The 13954-nt window shown below is 51.4% G+C and carries 12 protein-coding genes; 4 read left to right on the top strand and 8 right to left on the bottom strand.

From position 1 onward, the window contains the following. The first annotated feature begins 49 nt into the window (after positions 1–49). Positions 50–1948: an abortive infection protein gene (locus HCG48_RS23875; RefSeq protein WP_168571408.1), complete on the top strand. Its 1899-nt coding sequence runs from the start codon at positions 50–52 to the stop codon at positions 1946–1948. On the opposite strand, the gene HCG48_RS23880 is transcribed toward HCG48_RS23875, so the two are convergent. Further along, positions 1945–3363 carry a DUF4335 domain-containing protein gene (locus tag HCG48_RS23880; RefSeq protein WP_168571409.1) on the bottom strand — a complete coding sequence of 473 codons (1419 nt, stop codon included), beginning with the start codon at positions 3361–3363 and terminating at the stop codon, positions 1945–1947. The genes HCG48_RS23875 and HCG48_RS23880 overlap by 4 nt on opposite strands. Further along, on the bottom strand, positions 3363–3968 hold the full coding sequence (locus HCG48_RS23885) for a DUF3038 domain-containing protein (protein ID WP_246259736.1): 606 nt from the start codon (positions 3966–3968) through the stop codon (positions 3363–3365). The genes HCG48_RS23880 and HCG48_RS23885 overlap by 1 nt, the downstream gene beginning before the upstream one ends. A 654-nt stretch (positions 3969–4622) precedes the next feature. Here HCG48_RS23885 and HCG48_RS23890 point away from each other — a divergent pair. Further along, the gene (locus tag HCG48_RS23890) at positions 4623–5138 is read left to right on the top strand and encodes an adenine phosphoribosyltransferase (RefSeq protein ID WP_168571411.1); all 516 of its coding nucleotides are present in this window, start codon (positions 4623–4625) and stop codon (positions 5136–5138) included. A 164-nt stretch (positions 5139–5302) separates the two neighbouring features. Next, complete coding sequence (locus HCG48_RS23895) at positions 5303–6343, top strand: ABC transporter permease (RefSeq protein WP_168571412.1); 1041 nt, start codon at positions 5303–5305, stop codon at positions 6341–6343. 45 nt (positions 6344–6388) lie between these two features. On the opposite strand, the gene HCG48_RS23900 is transcribed toward HCG48_RS23895, so the two are convergent. Next, positions 6389–7408, bottom strand: a complete 1020-nt coding sequence (locus tag HCG48_RS23900) for an IS4 family transposase (RefSeq protein ID WP_168571696.1) — start codon at positions 7406–7408, stop codon at positions 6389–6391. 414 nt (positions 7409–7822) lie between these two features. Here HCG48_RS23900 and HCG48_RS23905 point away from each other — a divergent pair, with 414 nt between their 5' ends. Further along, on the top strand, positions 7823–8119 hold the full coding sequence (locus HCG48_RS23905) for a hypothetical protein (RefSeq protein ID WP_168571413.1): 297 nt from the start codon (positions 7823–7825) through the stop codon (positions 8117–8119). A gap of 257 nt (positions 8120–8376) precedes the next feature. Here HCG48_RS23905 and HCG48_RS23910 read toward each other — a convergent pair whose 3' ends face one another. From HCG48_RS23910 to HCG48_RS23930, 5 genes are all read right to left on the bottom strand, one after another. After that, complete coding sequence (locus HCG48_RS23910) at positions 8377–9075, bottom strand: Crp/Fnr family transcriptional regulator (protein WP_168571414.1); 699 nt, start codon at positions 9073–9075, stop codon at positions 8377–8379. A gap of 123 nt (positions 9076–9198) precedes the next feature. Then, positions 9199–10344: a glycosyltransferase family 4 protein gene (locus tag HCG48_RS23915; RefSeq protein ID WP_168571415.1), complete on the bottom strand. Its 1146-nt coding sequence runs from the start codon at positions 10342–10344 to the stop codon at positions 9199–9201. Positions 10345–10529: 185 nt separating this feature from the next. Next, positions 10530–11696: a UDP-sulfoquinovose synthase gene (locus HCG48_RS23920; protein WP_168571416.1), complete on the bottom strand. Its 1167-nt coding sequence runs from the start codon at positions 11694–11696 to the stop codon at positions 10530–10532. 151 nt (positions 11697–11847) lie between these two features. Continuing rightward, a complete protein-coding gene (locus HCG48_RS23925; protein WP_168571417.1) occupies positions 11848–12447 on the bottom strand; it encodes a chromophore lyase CpcT/CpeT in 600 nt (199 codons plus the stop codon). 109 nt (positions 12448–12556) lie between these two features. Continuing rightward, the gene (locus HCG48_RS23930; protein WP_168571418.1) at positions 12557–13792 is read right to left on the bottom strand and encodes an esterase-like activity of phytase family protein; all 1236 of its coding nucleotides are present in this window, start codon (positions 13790–13792) and stop codon (positions 12557–12559) included. Positions 13793–13954: the final 162 nt, after the last annotated feature.

Raw genomic sequence — 13954 nt, forward strand, 5'->3', positions numbered from 1 at the left:
GCAACTTAAACTCTAAAAGCTCAATAAAAGCTCAATATCCCTATCCAAAATGCCTCCTCTCGAATGGAATACCCTACTACTTGTTGTCGCTTTATTGGGATTGACGGCAATTTTAATGGGGGTTTATCGCCGTCGGTTTTATATCGTCCCCAAACCGCCGTTTTCAAAACGCCCCCCTCCGATTGCTGAAGACGATGTAGGGCAATTACTCGATCGCGACAATCTCATTGCAGCACGAGCACTTTACCAACCGATCGCCCCGTGGACGGGTCGGCTGATTTTACCGACCCCGGATCGCCGTCAACGGTCGGGGGCGATCGCCTTTGAAGTCCACAACAGCCCGCCGGAGTGGGCATTTTTGCGCGATCGCGTGGTGACGTTGAAATGGAGAGACACGCCGGAAGTTCGCGATTACCTGCAACAAGTCACGGTGGATCTGCGCTTCGGTCCTCAACTCAAACTGGCGCGGAAACTCGGGGCGATCGTCCCGAAGCGCCTCGACGGGTGGGATCGGGTCGGACCGTTGGAATCGTTGGCGGGGGGACGACCGGAAAACGATGTCGCGGTCAAACTGTGCGATCCGCAGGTCGAAAAAGACGCAGAGGCGATCGCCTTGACGATCGATCGCGAACCGATCCAAATAGCGGGTCGGTTGAAAGCCTTAGTCACGTTAATTCAACGGTTAGAAGCAGGGGAGAGCGATCGCTTTTTAGTACGTCACTACGATCGCGAGACCGGAGGATTCGACGGCCCGTTCGAGGCGATCGCCATTCCCCAAGTTCCGCGCAACCGTCAGGGAGTGTATCCCTCTACGAATCGGGATTTAGAACGATCGCCGTTCAATGCAAGCGGTTGGTACGTTTACGGGAATCGAGAGGCGGACGGGATCTTTGTGGTCGAAGCGATCGAACCGCGCGCCCTGACTTGGGTGCAATGCGATCGCGCGATCGTCACGGCTAAAGCGGCGATCGCCCATTTACGAAAGCACAACTGGTCCGATACTGCGGCGAAAAAAGGCAGGGGGTCGGCGGTGTTATTGGATACGACCTCGGAAGGACCGCAAGGGGCGATCGCGCGGTGGCGAGGGGGCGATCGCGCGATCGTCATCCATCTCTTCGGCGGAATCGGCGGTCAAAACGCCGAACCCGCGCCCTTGGGTCTAGTGACGGGTCATTTTGCCTACGGTTTCGCCACGGCGATCGAAGATTCGTTTACCGGAGAATTGCGCTTCGCGATCGAATATCGCCAAATTTACGCCCACAATCGCGAAGGCATTATTTCCGGGGCGATCGATTGGTCCGAGTACATGGGCAATTTGCGCCGGGGATGGTTGGGGTTGCGGCCCGTATCCGATATTTTGGTCAAATTCGAGACCGTGACCGAAGCGTTTGAGTTTGACGCGATCGAACTGTCGCCGATCGCCTATCTCGACCGGGAATTGACGACGATGTGCGCCCGCTACCGAACCGGAGACGGGACGGGGGTTTCCCTGGTCAATCCGGCGAGTTCGTGCGTGCAGGACTCGAATCAGGCGCTTTACGTCACCATCAAACGTCTGGAAGAGGCGATCGCCACCAGCGCCCCGATTCAAAATTGGCTGGCGCGCCACCTCGACCACCCGCAAAGGGTACAACTGAGTCAATTAGACGATTTAGCGAAAGTTCTCGAACGCAATCTCGTTCCGTTCGGTATCGTACAGCCCGACTGGCGGCGAAATGTCGAGCGAGTGGCGGCGAGTCGGGGATCTAAAGACCCGATCGCCGTGTTGCTCAAAACGATCGCCACCTGGCGGACCTTGCTCCCCCGTCGCGCCCACGACGAAATTGCCGCCATTTTGCTCAAACGGGGGGCCGCTTTGTGGATTTTGCGAACCAATCAGATCGGCGGCTTCGATCCGGAGATCTTGCCGGAAGCACCGACGGCGTTACTCGGGCCTCGCCTGCGCTAGAAGCCGTCCCAGGGGCTGACTTCGGGAACCCCCGTGGGTCTGAAGACCACTCGAAATTGAGCGATCGCGGCGGGGGTGACGGTGTTGTTGCTGCGAACGACGGCGGCGGAGGGCTGATGGAGTTCTTGGAGGGGGGTTTTGTCCAAATTCTCCTCGGAGAGGCGATCGACGGCCTCGTAATCGACAATGGTGCCATCTTCGATGACGCCGACCCGGTAGGTGAGGGGGCGAACGAAGTCCCGAGAAGCGGGCAAGGCATCGATTAATTGACCTTGGAGGGTGTAAACGAGATCGTCGATGACGGCGCGATCGGTAATTTCCGGGGCGTCGCCGAGATCGATGGCTTCCTCACGCTGTTGGTTTTGCCAGGGATCGACTTGCAGTCTGCCGTCGGGTTGAAAGATGACTTCAAACAGGGCGACGGGTTCGGGGGCGCTGCCCCCTTCGACGGGTTTGTAAACCAGTTGGCTCAAGGGGGTCCCGTCGCTGTATTCGCGGGCGAGATCGTTTTGAGCTTCGTAACCGACGATCGCCCCGTCTGCACCGACGCCGACTCGATAGATTAAATCGAGATCGAACTCGGGGCGGGTTTGCCACGCTTCATCGATCTGGTCGTAGAGTTGGTCTTCGAGGGTTGCTAAGGTTTCGGGGTCGGTAATGGTGGGGGTCGCCGGGGCGCTGGTGCGGCTCAACTCGTCCGGAGACGGCGGCGAGGGGCGATCTTCCGGCGGATCGCTCCCGGCGGGGGTCGTGTCTTGAGAGTCTTGCAGTTGTTCGGAGGTCGGTTGGGGTTTGGGATCTTCGACGGGTCGTTCGATGTCCGGGACGGGGACGAAGAAGAACGCCATGGCGGCGATCGCCAAACTGGAAACCCCGATTGCCGCAGGTAAGGCGCGCTGGGTGACGGGTATTTGAGTTTTGGCCTCGCTTTTTGAGACCGATCGCAACTGCAGCGCCAATTGGGGTAGGGTTTCGCGATCGGCTAAAAATTGATCGACTGCTTCGACGAGATCGAACAACTGCACCGAGTTGAGATCGATGGTCAGGGGAGGGCTTCCGGGACGGTCCGGCGATCGTACCAGCAAGCGATGTAAGTTGGTATCGAGGGGTTTGAACTGCACCAACGCCGACTCGCTCTCGTCTTCGTCGCCGTGCGGATCCCCCAAACGCCTGTAAGCTCTTACGCCACTTAAGAATTCTTGCGCGTAACTACTGACCGCCATCACCAAGGCTTGGAAGAATTCCATCCCCCCGGAAAGCGGTTGCTCTTTCCCCGCCACGTAACAGTCCGCATTGACTAAAATTGACAGGGTGTTCGCAGAGGTCGAACTTCCCGACCCGGAGCTTTTCTCGTCACTCAAGCCTTCTAAAATTAGCTTGCAATTGGGCAGGATATATTCACGTTGAATGCTCATCAGACCTCTCCATCAAACAGACTCGTCCACAACCGTTGCATTCCTGCGGTTCCCGTGCATAAGAGCAGTTGACCGAGCAGGGAAATGGCCAGTTCGTCGAGCTTCTCGTTGGAGTTATAAGCCATTACTCCCGCCCGTCGGGGATTCATCCGACTACGAAAGTGGGCTCGAAATCGTTCTAAATAGTTCGACAGGCGCAGGTGTTGCTCGATCGGAATCTGCTTGACTTGTAATTGGTGGTAGTCGAGTAAGAGTTGGCGGATCGTTACGGTCAAGCGACGGGCTAGGGAGCAGGCGATCGCCACGAGGGCTTTGGCTTCGAGCAAGCTTAAGGGACGCCGTTGGCTGTAGCGTCTGAGGGGATTGCTACTGCGAAGTTGCCACAAAAATACCCGGTTTTTAATAATGTGGTCTAGCTGTTGTTCTTTCGCCACCGCTAAAATTGCCTCGGAACCTCCTAGATATAAGGCTTCAATGGCCAGTAAAATCAGGTCGATTTGCAACCGGGTACTGCGAGGACAGCCGATTTCCCAGTGTCCTGGCGGATCGGGCAGACTTTGTAGAAGATCTGGGATAGTTTTGTCTGGTGGACTCTTAGATTGCATGAGGGTTACTGGACCATTCATTCCTAACGGACTCGGCACGCGATCGGCACTAAGTTGACATCCTCTGCGGCCTCAAGGCGCCCAGATCCCCAGACCTCACGATCTGAGTTTCTGTTTCGTAGCACCAGCATAAGCGAGATTTACGCTCTTCGGGTCTTACGATCGCGACCCAGATTGACACCGCTTGCCCGGCGGCCAAGACATTGATAGCAGCATTGACATCGCGATCGGGGTTGCAACTACATTCAGTTGGATAGAAACGATATCGGAACGCCTTTTTAGTCATGCTCACATTATGGCGCGGACAATGTAAAGCTGCCCTACAAGGCTTGCCCTGAGCTGAGCCGAAGGGGCGGGGTTTCAGAACCAGGAGTTTTGATGATAACAGAAGCCGTGTAGATTTTAGGTTTCGGGGGATTGAACCGCTCAATTTACGCGGCCTACACCACCAGCCAAATCAAGGATTATAGCTGGAGTACGGGTCGGTTCTTGACCGTTGATTGTATCAAGATCGCCGCCAACTCCTATCGCAACAACCGTTTTCAGCTATAATTTGCACTTTAAAGCTTAGAGCGTCCGGACTTCAAAATCTTCTCCCGATCGCTGCTTAATTCTGTGTTCTGTAGGGACGGCTGAATCCACACCAGTTTTGATATGGATCTTAAATCTCTGATTCGCAACATTCCAGATTTTCCCAAACCCGGTATTGTTTTTCGCGATATTACGACTCTGCTGCGCGATCGCGAGGGTCTGCGATTCGCGATCGATGCCATGGCTCAAACTTGCCAAGCTTGGGAACCCGAGTTTATCGTCGGGATGGAATCTCGTGGCTTCATGTTTGGCGTGCCCCTCGCTTACCAACTCGGCGTCGGTTTTATCCCCGTTCGCAAACCCGGCAAACTCCCCGCAGACTGTCACTCGGTCGAGTACGAACTCGAATATGGTAGCGATCGCCTCGACATGCACAAAGATGCCCTCGATCCCGGTCACCGCGTCGTCGTCGTCGATGACCTGATCGCCACTGGAGGCACTGCCAAAGCCACCGCCGACCTCCTCGAACGGGCGGGCGCCCACGTGGCAGGGTTCTGTTTTGCTGTAGAACTGCGCGAGTTGGGCGGACGGGAAAAACTGCCGTCCAACGTGCCAATTGTTAGTTTAGTGCAGTATTAAGAGGATTAAGAACAATCTTAAGACTGTCGTATCGAACGCTACGACCCCGTTAGCGCAGCGACGCCGACCGGCGTTAGGGGAGGCTGAGGTTGTCGGACTGGGCTGATTTCCGTGTCCCTCGTCCCCAACGCCTCTTCCGGATTGAGACTATACGCGATCGCCTTATGACTTTTTCGACTAAAAAGAGCGCCGCTTTACACGAGAGCTTGTCTAATTTGAAAACTCATCTCCTCGGTTTAGCTCAAAGCGAAACCTTTTTCTACATCCTCAAGCGATTATTACAAGCGCTCTTGACGCTGTTTCTCGCCTCCGCTTTGAGTTTTTTTATCATTCAATTAGCCCCTGGAGATTATTTAGATAACCTCCGTCAAAATCCCCAAATTTCCAAAGAAACTCTCGACCAACTTCAAGCTCGATTCGGCTTGGACCGATCGCCGATCGCTCAATATTTTCTCTGGCTGAAACAAGTCCTGACCCAAGGCGATTTTGGCACCAGTTTCGTCTACCGTCGCCCCGTCGCCGAACTCCTCTGGGAACGCATCCCCAATACCCTCTTACTCTCGATTTCATCCCTCCTGCTCACTTGGGCGATCGCCCTCCCCCTCGGTATCGTCGGCGCCGTCAATCAAAATCGCTGGCTCGATCGCGTCCTGCGCGTCCTCAGCTATACCGGACAAGGGTTTCCCAGCTTCATCACCGCCTTACTCCTCCTCCTGTTCGCCCAAATCACCTCCCCCCTCTTCCCCGTCGGCGACATGCGCAGCGTCTACCACGACCAACTCACCCCATTGGGTCAAATCGTCGATATCGCTTGGCACATGATTTTACCGACTCTCGCCCTCAGTATCACCAGTTTTGCAGGATTGCAGCGCATCACGCGCGGCGAATTACTCGACGTTCTGCGCCAAGAGTACATCCAAACTGCCCGCGCTAAAGGTTTACCAGAAAATCGCGTGATCTACGTCCATGCTTTACGCAATGCGGTCAATCCTTTAATCACTCTCTTGGGTTTTGAGTTTGCCAGTTTGCTCGGCGGTGCATTTATTGCTGAATTTTTCTTTAACTGGCCCGGGTTGGGGCGCTTGATTTTACAAGCGGTTCAATCCCAAGATATTTATTTAGTTATGGCCAGTTTGATGATGGGAGGCATGATGTTAATTGTCGGTAATTTATTGGCTGATTTCAGAAGTGTTGAACGGTACTAATGAATTAGCATAAAATAGATACAAGAATCCTATGAAAAGCTGATTTCAGTGATGGAAAACTAGCTCTCTAAACCAGTGGACATAACTAATCTTTTCACACATAAAAGCCTGTAAATATCGCAACTTATCTAATAATGATGAACCCCATTCTTGGTTAATTTTTACTAATTTTAAAATTAGATATCCGATTAAACAGCAATAAATCTGGATTTCCATTCCATTCACATTTTTCGTGATAAATTTATCCAACTTTAAGTGCATTTTCAAGAACTTCCACAGCAATTCAATTTGCCAGCGTAGTCGATAAAATTCACCAATTTCTTCGTTACTTATTCCTCCTTCTCCTGTCTCTGGCAAATTCGTCACTAAGCGAAATTCAGTTTTTTCTTCCCGGTCGCAAAACATTACTACTCTTCCTTGTACTTGTGCTGTTCCTGTCCCCATTAAATATTCCCCATTCTCTAACATTTCTAATTTAATGTTTTTTCGGATTCTCAAGACGAAGTAGCGATTTTTTTGAGCTTGAAGTTGGGCAATTCTTTCTAAGCTGCAAAAACCTCTATCCATTACGGCGACTCCGTTTTCCGGCGTGGCTTCTATCGTTTCATTTCCATATTTGCTATCGTGTCCTTGACCCAAATGAATTGATATTCCTCCTGGGTTTCCTGTCACTAAGTTAATGCCACTAAACAGTTTCAATTGGTGATATCCTTGATGCCATAAGAGTTTACTCGTCAAAGTGATAATGGTTGAATCTAAAGGAAATATCATCAACTCTTTATCTGAATTTTGGGATTTTTTGGCTACTTCTTTTTTCAATTCATCCCACAATCGATGAAAAACTTCTGGACTACGAGTTTTACTGGCTTTTGAGAAGGTTGATATATCTACGGATTCTCCGCGAATATTTAGTCTTTTAAACAAACTTCTCATCGTTGTTTGACTCTGGTCTAAAATGAAATTTAGCCAAATTGAGACAAACTTGAAAGTGTCTAGTACTGGATAATCGTCTTGGGGCAGATGACTTAGATGTTTTTGGAGAATTTCAGGAAAGTTTGATACAATCATTGTTAAGTATTTATCGAAATATTGCCCCTATTTTACTTGATTAGGGACTTTTTTTGTCAAATTTCTCTTAACATTCAACACTTCTGGGCTGATTTATTACTCAAAGCCGTCGATCCTCGCATTAAGTTGAGCAATCTTAAATGAAATTTGAGGTGAGGACAGTTAAAAGCTAAAAGGGTTGATTTTTCAAGTTGAAACAACAAGAAAAATGATGATTTTTTGAACAATAAAACATTGCTGCCTGTAGCCATTTTTAAAGGACCATATAGCAATCGTAAATCGGTTGTAAAATTTAGGGCTTTCTGGGGACAGGGAACTGCCGTTTTCCTAAGGGGATTTGGCGACTTTCCCGGGTCGATCTCAGATTCAATTGAGGATTGCTATAAAATCTAAAATCTAAAATTCCCAAAAATGTTATCGCAAACTTATTATTTAGTTCGTTCTAAAGTAGACGGGCAATATTTAACCGCCAATCCCGATCGCCCGTCAGAACAAGTCAATAAGATAAGTTATCTGCTATTATTTTCAGAACATTTTGACGCTTTAACTTATCTGAATAAATATGGGGAAGATTTGCGCGATCGCCTCGCCGTAGAATCGATCCCCGGTTCGCAACTTCCCGGACTGCTCAAACGTTGGAGTTATTCGGGAATTGCGATCGTTCGCGATCCACTTTTACCTCAAGTTGAGTTTTTAGAAATGACTTGAATGTTCAAATATCAGCGATTTTAAATAATTTATACAGCATTTTCCTCTGTCATTTAAGACATTTAGAGCCCCCTAAATCTCCCTTAAAAATCCCCCTAAATCCCCCTTAAAAAGGGGGACTTTCCTCGTTCCCCCCGAAATCCCCCCTTCGCCCCCCTTTCAAAGGGGGGTTGGGGGGATTGGGGGATCGGCACTGTTGTACCTCATCAGACGCCCGAGTGCTGTAAATCAATCAGGGAGCAAGATGCTCGCCCTAGTTAGTCATTTTCTCCAGAGGCGATCGCCTCCAAACTTTCACGATCGCCGATCGTGATTTTGCCGCCGCGACGGTAGGTAATCGCGGGTTTCATAGTTTTAATTAAGCGCACGCATTCTTCATAAGTAATCCCGACGGTGCGCGCCATTCGATAGTAAGATAACTCAATTTTCAATAGTTCTCCCCCCGGAACGCGATCGGTACCGTGGAGGGTGGCAAAATAAAGAATTAAGCGCGCCAAACGAACGATCGCCCGTTCCGAAACCAAACCGTGTACGGTGTCGTGTAACTGCTGCAAACGGCGGTTAAAAACGACTAATAAACGCAATGCCAATTCTGGATTTTGGGCGATCGCGTCGAGCAATCCCTGACGGTCGAGCAGCAGCACTTGAGTATCACATAAAGCGATCGCCGTCGCCGGAGCGCTGCGATCGCCAAATAACGCCGGAGCGGCAAAAATTTCGCCAGAATGAATATTCCGTAAAATTGTTTCTTTTCCGGTTGGAGCAATTTTTTTAACTTGCAATTCTCCCTCGATTAAAGCGTGTAAAGCTTCCGGGAGGCGATCGCCTTCATGAATGACAATTTCGCCACTGTGATAGTCTTGAATGCGCGCGTGGGGTTGCAACCGTTGCAGTTCGGCGGGTTCCAACCCACTAAAAACCGCAATCTTTGCTAATGTTTCGACAGTCGCCTGCATGGTCGAGCTTCCCGATTCAATCGAGGCATTTTGAAACGATCGCCGCCGGGATCGACCCGATCGCGATCGGATCGAAGCACCGCCAAACAAGGCAAAAGCGCGATCGCATCGCTTTTGCCTTTTCTACGAACTCGATCGCGCAGCAGAAGCTAAGCGCTGACCTTGCAAAACCCCTTGATAATATTGACTTAACTGACGGGTCGCGGCGGCCCAACTCCAGCGTTGCGCTTCAGTGCGTGCGTTGTGGCGCAAACTGTCGCGTTCCGACCCATTGGCGAGCAAGCGTCGAGTCGCGGCGATCGCCCCATCGTCGTCATCCGGGTCGAACAAGTAACCATTGACGCCGTCGGTGACGATATCGAGAATCCCACCGCGTGCGGCGGCGACCACCGGACACCCGGCAGCCATGGCTTCCAACAGCACTAACCCCAGAGTTTCCGTGCGCGACGGGAAGATAAACGCATCCGCCGAAGCAAAAGCGCTGGCGAGTTCTTCCCCGTGGAGGTAGCCGACAAAATGGGTCGCCGTTCCGGCGAAATAGGCTTCGAGTTGGGCGCGGTTGGGACCGTCGCCGACCAACGCCAGACGGGCGCCGGGAATCGCTTCGAGGACGGGTTTAATCCGATCGATCTCTTTTTCCGCCCCCAGGCGTCCGACGAACAGTAGTAAAGGACTGTCCGGGTGACCTTGAGAAAGGCGCGATCGCATGTCGCGGCTGGCTAATTCCGGGCGGAACAGTTCCGTATCGACTCCCCGTTGCCATAAATCGACCCGCTCGATCCCGTGAGCGCGCAACTCTTCCACCATTGCCATCGACGTACACAAATTGAGTGCGGCTTGGTTGTGCGCGCCTTTGAGCAGTTCCCACAACAACGGTTCGAGCATCCCGAATCCGTAGTGATGGAGATATTGGGGTAAATGAGTGTGGTAAGAGGCGACTAAGGGGATTTTGAGGTTTTTTGCGTAATAGATACCGCCAAGACCCAAAATTGCCGGGTTGACGACATGAATGAGGTCGGGGTCGAACTTTTCGAGAACCCGTCGAATCGAGGGAGTCGGCAGGGCGATTTTGAGTTCGGGATACATCGGTAAGGGATAACCCGTTACCCCGTACACCTTAGCCCCTTGGTACTCGTCGATGCCGTAATCGGGGGAGAACACGAGGACGCGATCGCCAGCACGCTGTAAGTGTTCGACGGTTCGGCACAGTCGCGTCACGATCCCATCTACTTTGGGATAAAAGGTTTCGGTGAAAAGGGCTACTCTCATAAAAAATTTCCAGACAACCGACGGTCCGAGCGGCTGGTTAACACGGCTCACGAACGACAGAAACGAGCGATCGTGGCTCTTAAAAAGCTAGAGGGGAGGGGGCGAATCGCGATCTCGAACCCGCCGGAAGATCGCGAAATCGGCGATCGCCCCGAGAAGACCCCTCAAAGGTCAACGGCGGACGTCTACTTAGTTCCGACTTCCCGACGCCAAGAGACCTTGGGCAGAATTTGGGTTTTATCGACGCGATGCTTGTATTTGATCGCAAAATTCAACAGCGAATCGATGAGCGAATCCGAGAGGTAATGGGGGTCCAAGCCGAGATCGAGGAGTTTTGTATTTTTGGCGTTGAAATAATGGTCTTCGAGTTCGACGCGGGGATTGTCGAACTGACCGATTTCGACATCGAGACCCATTCCGGTCGCCGCCTGCTTGACCATCATTGCCAAGTCGCGGACGCCGAACATTTCCGTGAATTGGTTGAAGACCCGCAATTGTCCAGCTTCCGCCGGGTGGGCGATCGCCAATTCGATGCAGCGAACCGTATCGCGAATGTCCAAGAACCCGCGCGTTTGTCCGCCTTTTCCGTAAACGGTCAGGGGATGTTCGATCGCCGCTTGAATGCAGAAGCGGTTGAGTGCGGTTCCGAAGACGCCATCGTAGTCGAGACGGTTGATCAACATCTCGTCCATCCCGGTTTCTTCGGTCAAGACGCCGTAGACCACCCCTTGATGCAAGTCCGTGGCGCGCAGACCCCAGATCTTGCAGGCAAAGTAAATATTATGACTGTCGTGTACTTTGCTCAGGTGGTAGAACGAACCCGGTTGCTTCGGATAGGGTAGGGTATCCTTGCGTCCGTTGTGTTCGATGGTGATGTAGCCTTCTTCGATGTCGATATTCGGCGTGCCGTATTCGCCCATCGTTCCCAGTTTGACTAAATGACACTCTGGGAAGTGTTCGCGCATGGCGTAAAGGATGTTGAGCGTTCCGACCACGTTATTGACCTGGGTCAATACGGCATGTTCGCGATCGATCATCGAAAACGGCGCCGAACGCTGTTCGCCGAAGTGAACGATCGAATCCGGCTGGAATTTCTGCAAGGCATCGATCAGGAAATCGTAGTGGTTGATATCCCCGACAAAGAGATCGATGGTCTTGCCCGTCAGGTCTTTCCAACGCTGGAGACGTTGTTGGATCGGGGCGATCGGAGTCAGGGTATCGACTCCGAGTTGTAAATCCCAGTGCCGACGCACCAGATTATCTAAAATTGCGACATCGTAACCTTTGTTTGAAAGGTAGAGTGCGGTTGCCCAACCGCAATAACCGTCACCGCCAATAACCAGGACTCTCATAAGGGTGATGAATCTTGCTTGCCAATACTCGGTAAATTTATCAGGTTTATGTCCCCCATGACATACATGCCGACTGCCCGATTCGGATTTAGTATCCAAATGACTTTGAGGGGGGGCGATCGCTACAGGGGTCGTCGAGATCCCGGTACGTCTACCCTTTGAGGATCACTTCGTCGCCAAAATCTGCCAGTCGCTTTGTAAACACAAAAGGTCCGGCGACCGATCCCCAAACATGTTCGTCTGTCTCGGGATCGCGACCCCGGTCGTGGCTGATAAATACCTCGGGGGTAATTTCAAATTGACTGTCGAGATAGGTGGTTTTTCCCTTACGGACGACAATACATTTTTTGCCCGGTTCGATCGCCCCTTTAAAGCCCTCTCCAGTCCATTCGGCGATAAACGTCGAACCGGGGATTTTTTCCAGTCGTTCTCGGGTCAGTTCTTGCAAGCGTTGCACCTCTCGGGCCGCGCCGAAAAACTGTTCTTGCTCGTCGATTTTGTAGTTCTCGATCTGGATGCGATCGCCCGTGGGAATTAACTTCAACACGCGCACTCGATAGGGTTGACCGAGCATGTAATCGTAAGCTTGTTCTAAATACAAGCTCAACCCGTCGAGGAGTTCCCAGGGAAGCGGACGCATACATACTCGAATGTGGGCAAAAAATGGCGGATTTTCGATCGCCTGTTCTTGATTGCTAAAGTCGGCAGCCATCCAACGGGCTAATGTTTCAATATCAGTCGAATGAGTCATTTCTATGCTTAAACTTCAATTAACCCATCCATGCTCTCCTCATCGTTGAGGGGGCAAGGAGGACGAACATTCCCTCTATTTTAGAATGACTGGCGATCGCCGATCCCCTTTAGATCCCGATCGCCTCGTCAGTTTTCACCCGCAATAGCAAAAACTGGGTGAGGCGATCGTCACTAAAATTATCGTCGCTGACCACGATCAAACTGACCGACCCATCGGGCAATCGCGGACCGAAACTCATCCCCTCCAAATTGTGAATCGGAACCCCCAACTCGGCAAAATCTAAGACTAACTTCTTCTCAATCGGAGCAACTTTCGTTAACTGCCCTTTCAAACTGGCAATTCTCGACGTATCCGTCGCCGAACCCAGGGTAATTTGAAAGATCTTCGCTTCGTAACCGAGAAAGCCAAAAGAACGCTCTAAACTCAACAAGTGACCGCCGCGATCTAATGCCAGCAAATCGGTTAATCCCGTAAATAAACTCCATCGTTCGTCCGTGTCGAGTTCGTAGAGGTGCTCGGCGATCGGAATCGGCGGTCCGTCGCCGATCAGATAGTGCAGCAGGCGATTTTTCGGCTTCAATCCCGCCTCGGGATCGTCTAAATCTTGTACGAGGGGGGCTTCGGTCGCCGTAAATAACCGAATCGGATCCACACTCGGATCCCCGAAGCTGCGGGCGTTGAGGGTGAGCGATTCAAACCCTAAATTCTCTTGAACTCCCCGGGTTTGACCGTTTTCGGTCTCGTCGGGGAGATAGGTTTTCGGAATCGGGACGCCCCGTTGCCATTGTCCGGTTTCTAGGTCGTACTCGGCGACGAAAGGAGCAATCTGTTTGCGATTGACCCCTTCGCTGGAGATGTAGAGTTGGTGGGGTGGGGCGAAGGCGATTCCTTCGGGATTGATTTCGCCGATGGGATAGGGACGATTGTTTTCGTTGCGGATTTCGGTAACGTTCTCGATTTCGAGCTTTTGAATGCCGATCGCGTCAGGATTGCTAGAATCCAGGGTAAGTTTGAGGGTGTAGAAACGGGCCGGTCCGTAGTTTCCGCGATCGTCGGAAATGGCGTAGAAGCGATCGCGCCCGCGATCGTAGGTTATCCCGGATAACCCGCCGATTTGGGTTCCCTGAAAACTGCTCCCGGTTAATTTATATTCGTCTAAAAATTCTAGGGAAAGGTCGAGAAACATCCGATCTTGCGCGGAGACTGCAGGTAATGTACAGCCACTCAAGAGATTGGAGATCGCTAAAACTAATGCGACTAGGGCGATCGCCCCTTTGCGAAAACCAAATTTTACGAACTGCTTCCCTTGCTGCAACACTCGAACCTCTGAATTATTACCCATTAGCTATCTTACCGAAAATTTGGGTTTAAAGCCCCGGCCTGCTAGGACGGTTTTTCTTCTTGTAATCTGTCAATCTAATCTTCAATCATCTGAATCATTGTCTTGCGTTTTTGCTTGGAAATTCTTCTCAGTTTTGTGAGTCTTTCACTGTCAAAATGCTCG

This window comes from Oxynema aestuarii AP17 (assembly GCF_012295525.1).
Lineage (GTDB): Bacteria > Cyanobacteriota > Cyanobacteriia > Cyanobacteriales > Laspinemataceae > Oxynema > Oxynema aestuarii.

Excerpts from the sequence above, each read along its gene's own strand:
- HCG48_RS23875 (WP_168571408.1), top strand. The coding sequence starts at position 50 with ATGCCTCCTCTCGAATGGAATACCCTACTACTTGTTGTCGCTTTATTG.
- HCG48_RS23880 (WP_168571409.1), bottom strand. The coding sequence starts at position 3,363 with ATGAGCATTCAACGTGAATATATCCTGCCCAATTGCAAGCTAATTTTA.
- HCG48_RS23895 (WP_168571412.1), top strand. The coding sequence starts at position 5,303 with ATGACTTTTTCGACTAAAAAGAGCGCCGCTTTACACGAGAGCTTGTCT.
- HCG48_RS23890 (WP_168571411.1), top strand. The coding sequence starts at position 4,623 with ATGGATCTTAAATCTCTGATTCGCAACATTCCAGATTTTCCCAAACCC.
- HCG48_RS23885 (WP_246259736.1), bottom strand. The coding sequence starts at position 3,968 with ATGCAATCTAAGAGTCCACCAGACAAAACTATCCCAGATCTTCTACAA.
- HCG48_RS23905 (WP_168571413.1), top strand. The coding sequence starts at position 7,823 with ATGTTATCGCAAACTTATTATTTAGTTCGTTCTAAAGTAGACGGGCAA.
- HCG48_RS23910 (WP_168571414.1), bottom strand. The coding sequence starts at position 9,075 with ATGCAGGCGACTGTCGAAACATTAGCAAAGATTGCGGTTTTTAGTGGG.
- HCG48_RS23925 (WP_168571417.1), bottom strand. The coding sequence starts at position 12,447 with ATGACTCATTCGACTGATATTGAAACATTAGCCCGTTGGATGGCTGCC.
- HCG48_RS23930 (WP_168571418.1), bottom strand. The coding sequence starts at position 13,792 with ATGGGTAATAATTCAGAGGTTCGAGTGTTGCAGCAAGGGAAGCAGTTC.
- HCG48_RS23915 (WP_168571415.1), bottom strand. The coding sequence starts at position 10,344 with ATGAGAGTAGCCCTTTTCACCGAAACCTTTTATCCCAAAGTAGATGGG.
- HCG48_RS23920 (WP_168571416.1), bottom strand. The coding sequence starts at position 11,696 with ATGAGAGTCCTGGTTATTGGCGGTGACGGTTATTGCGGTTGGGCAACC.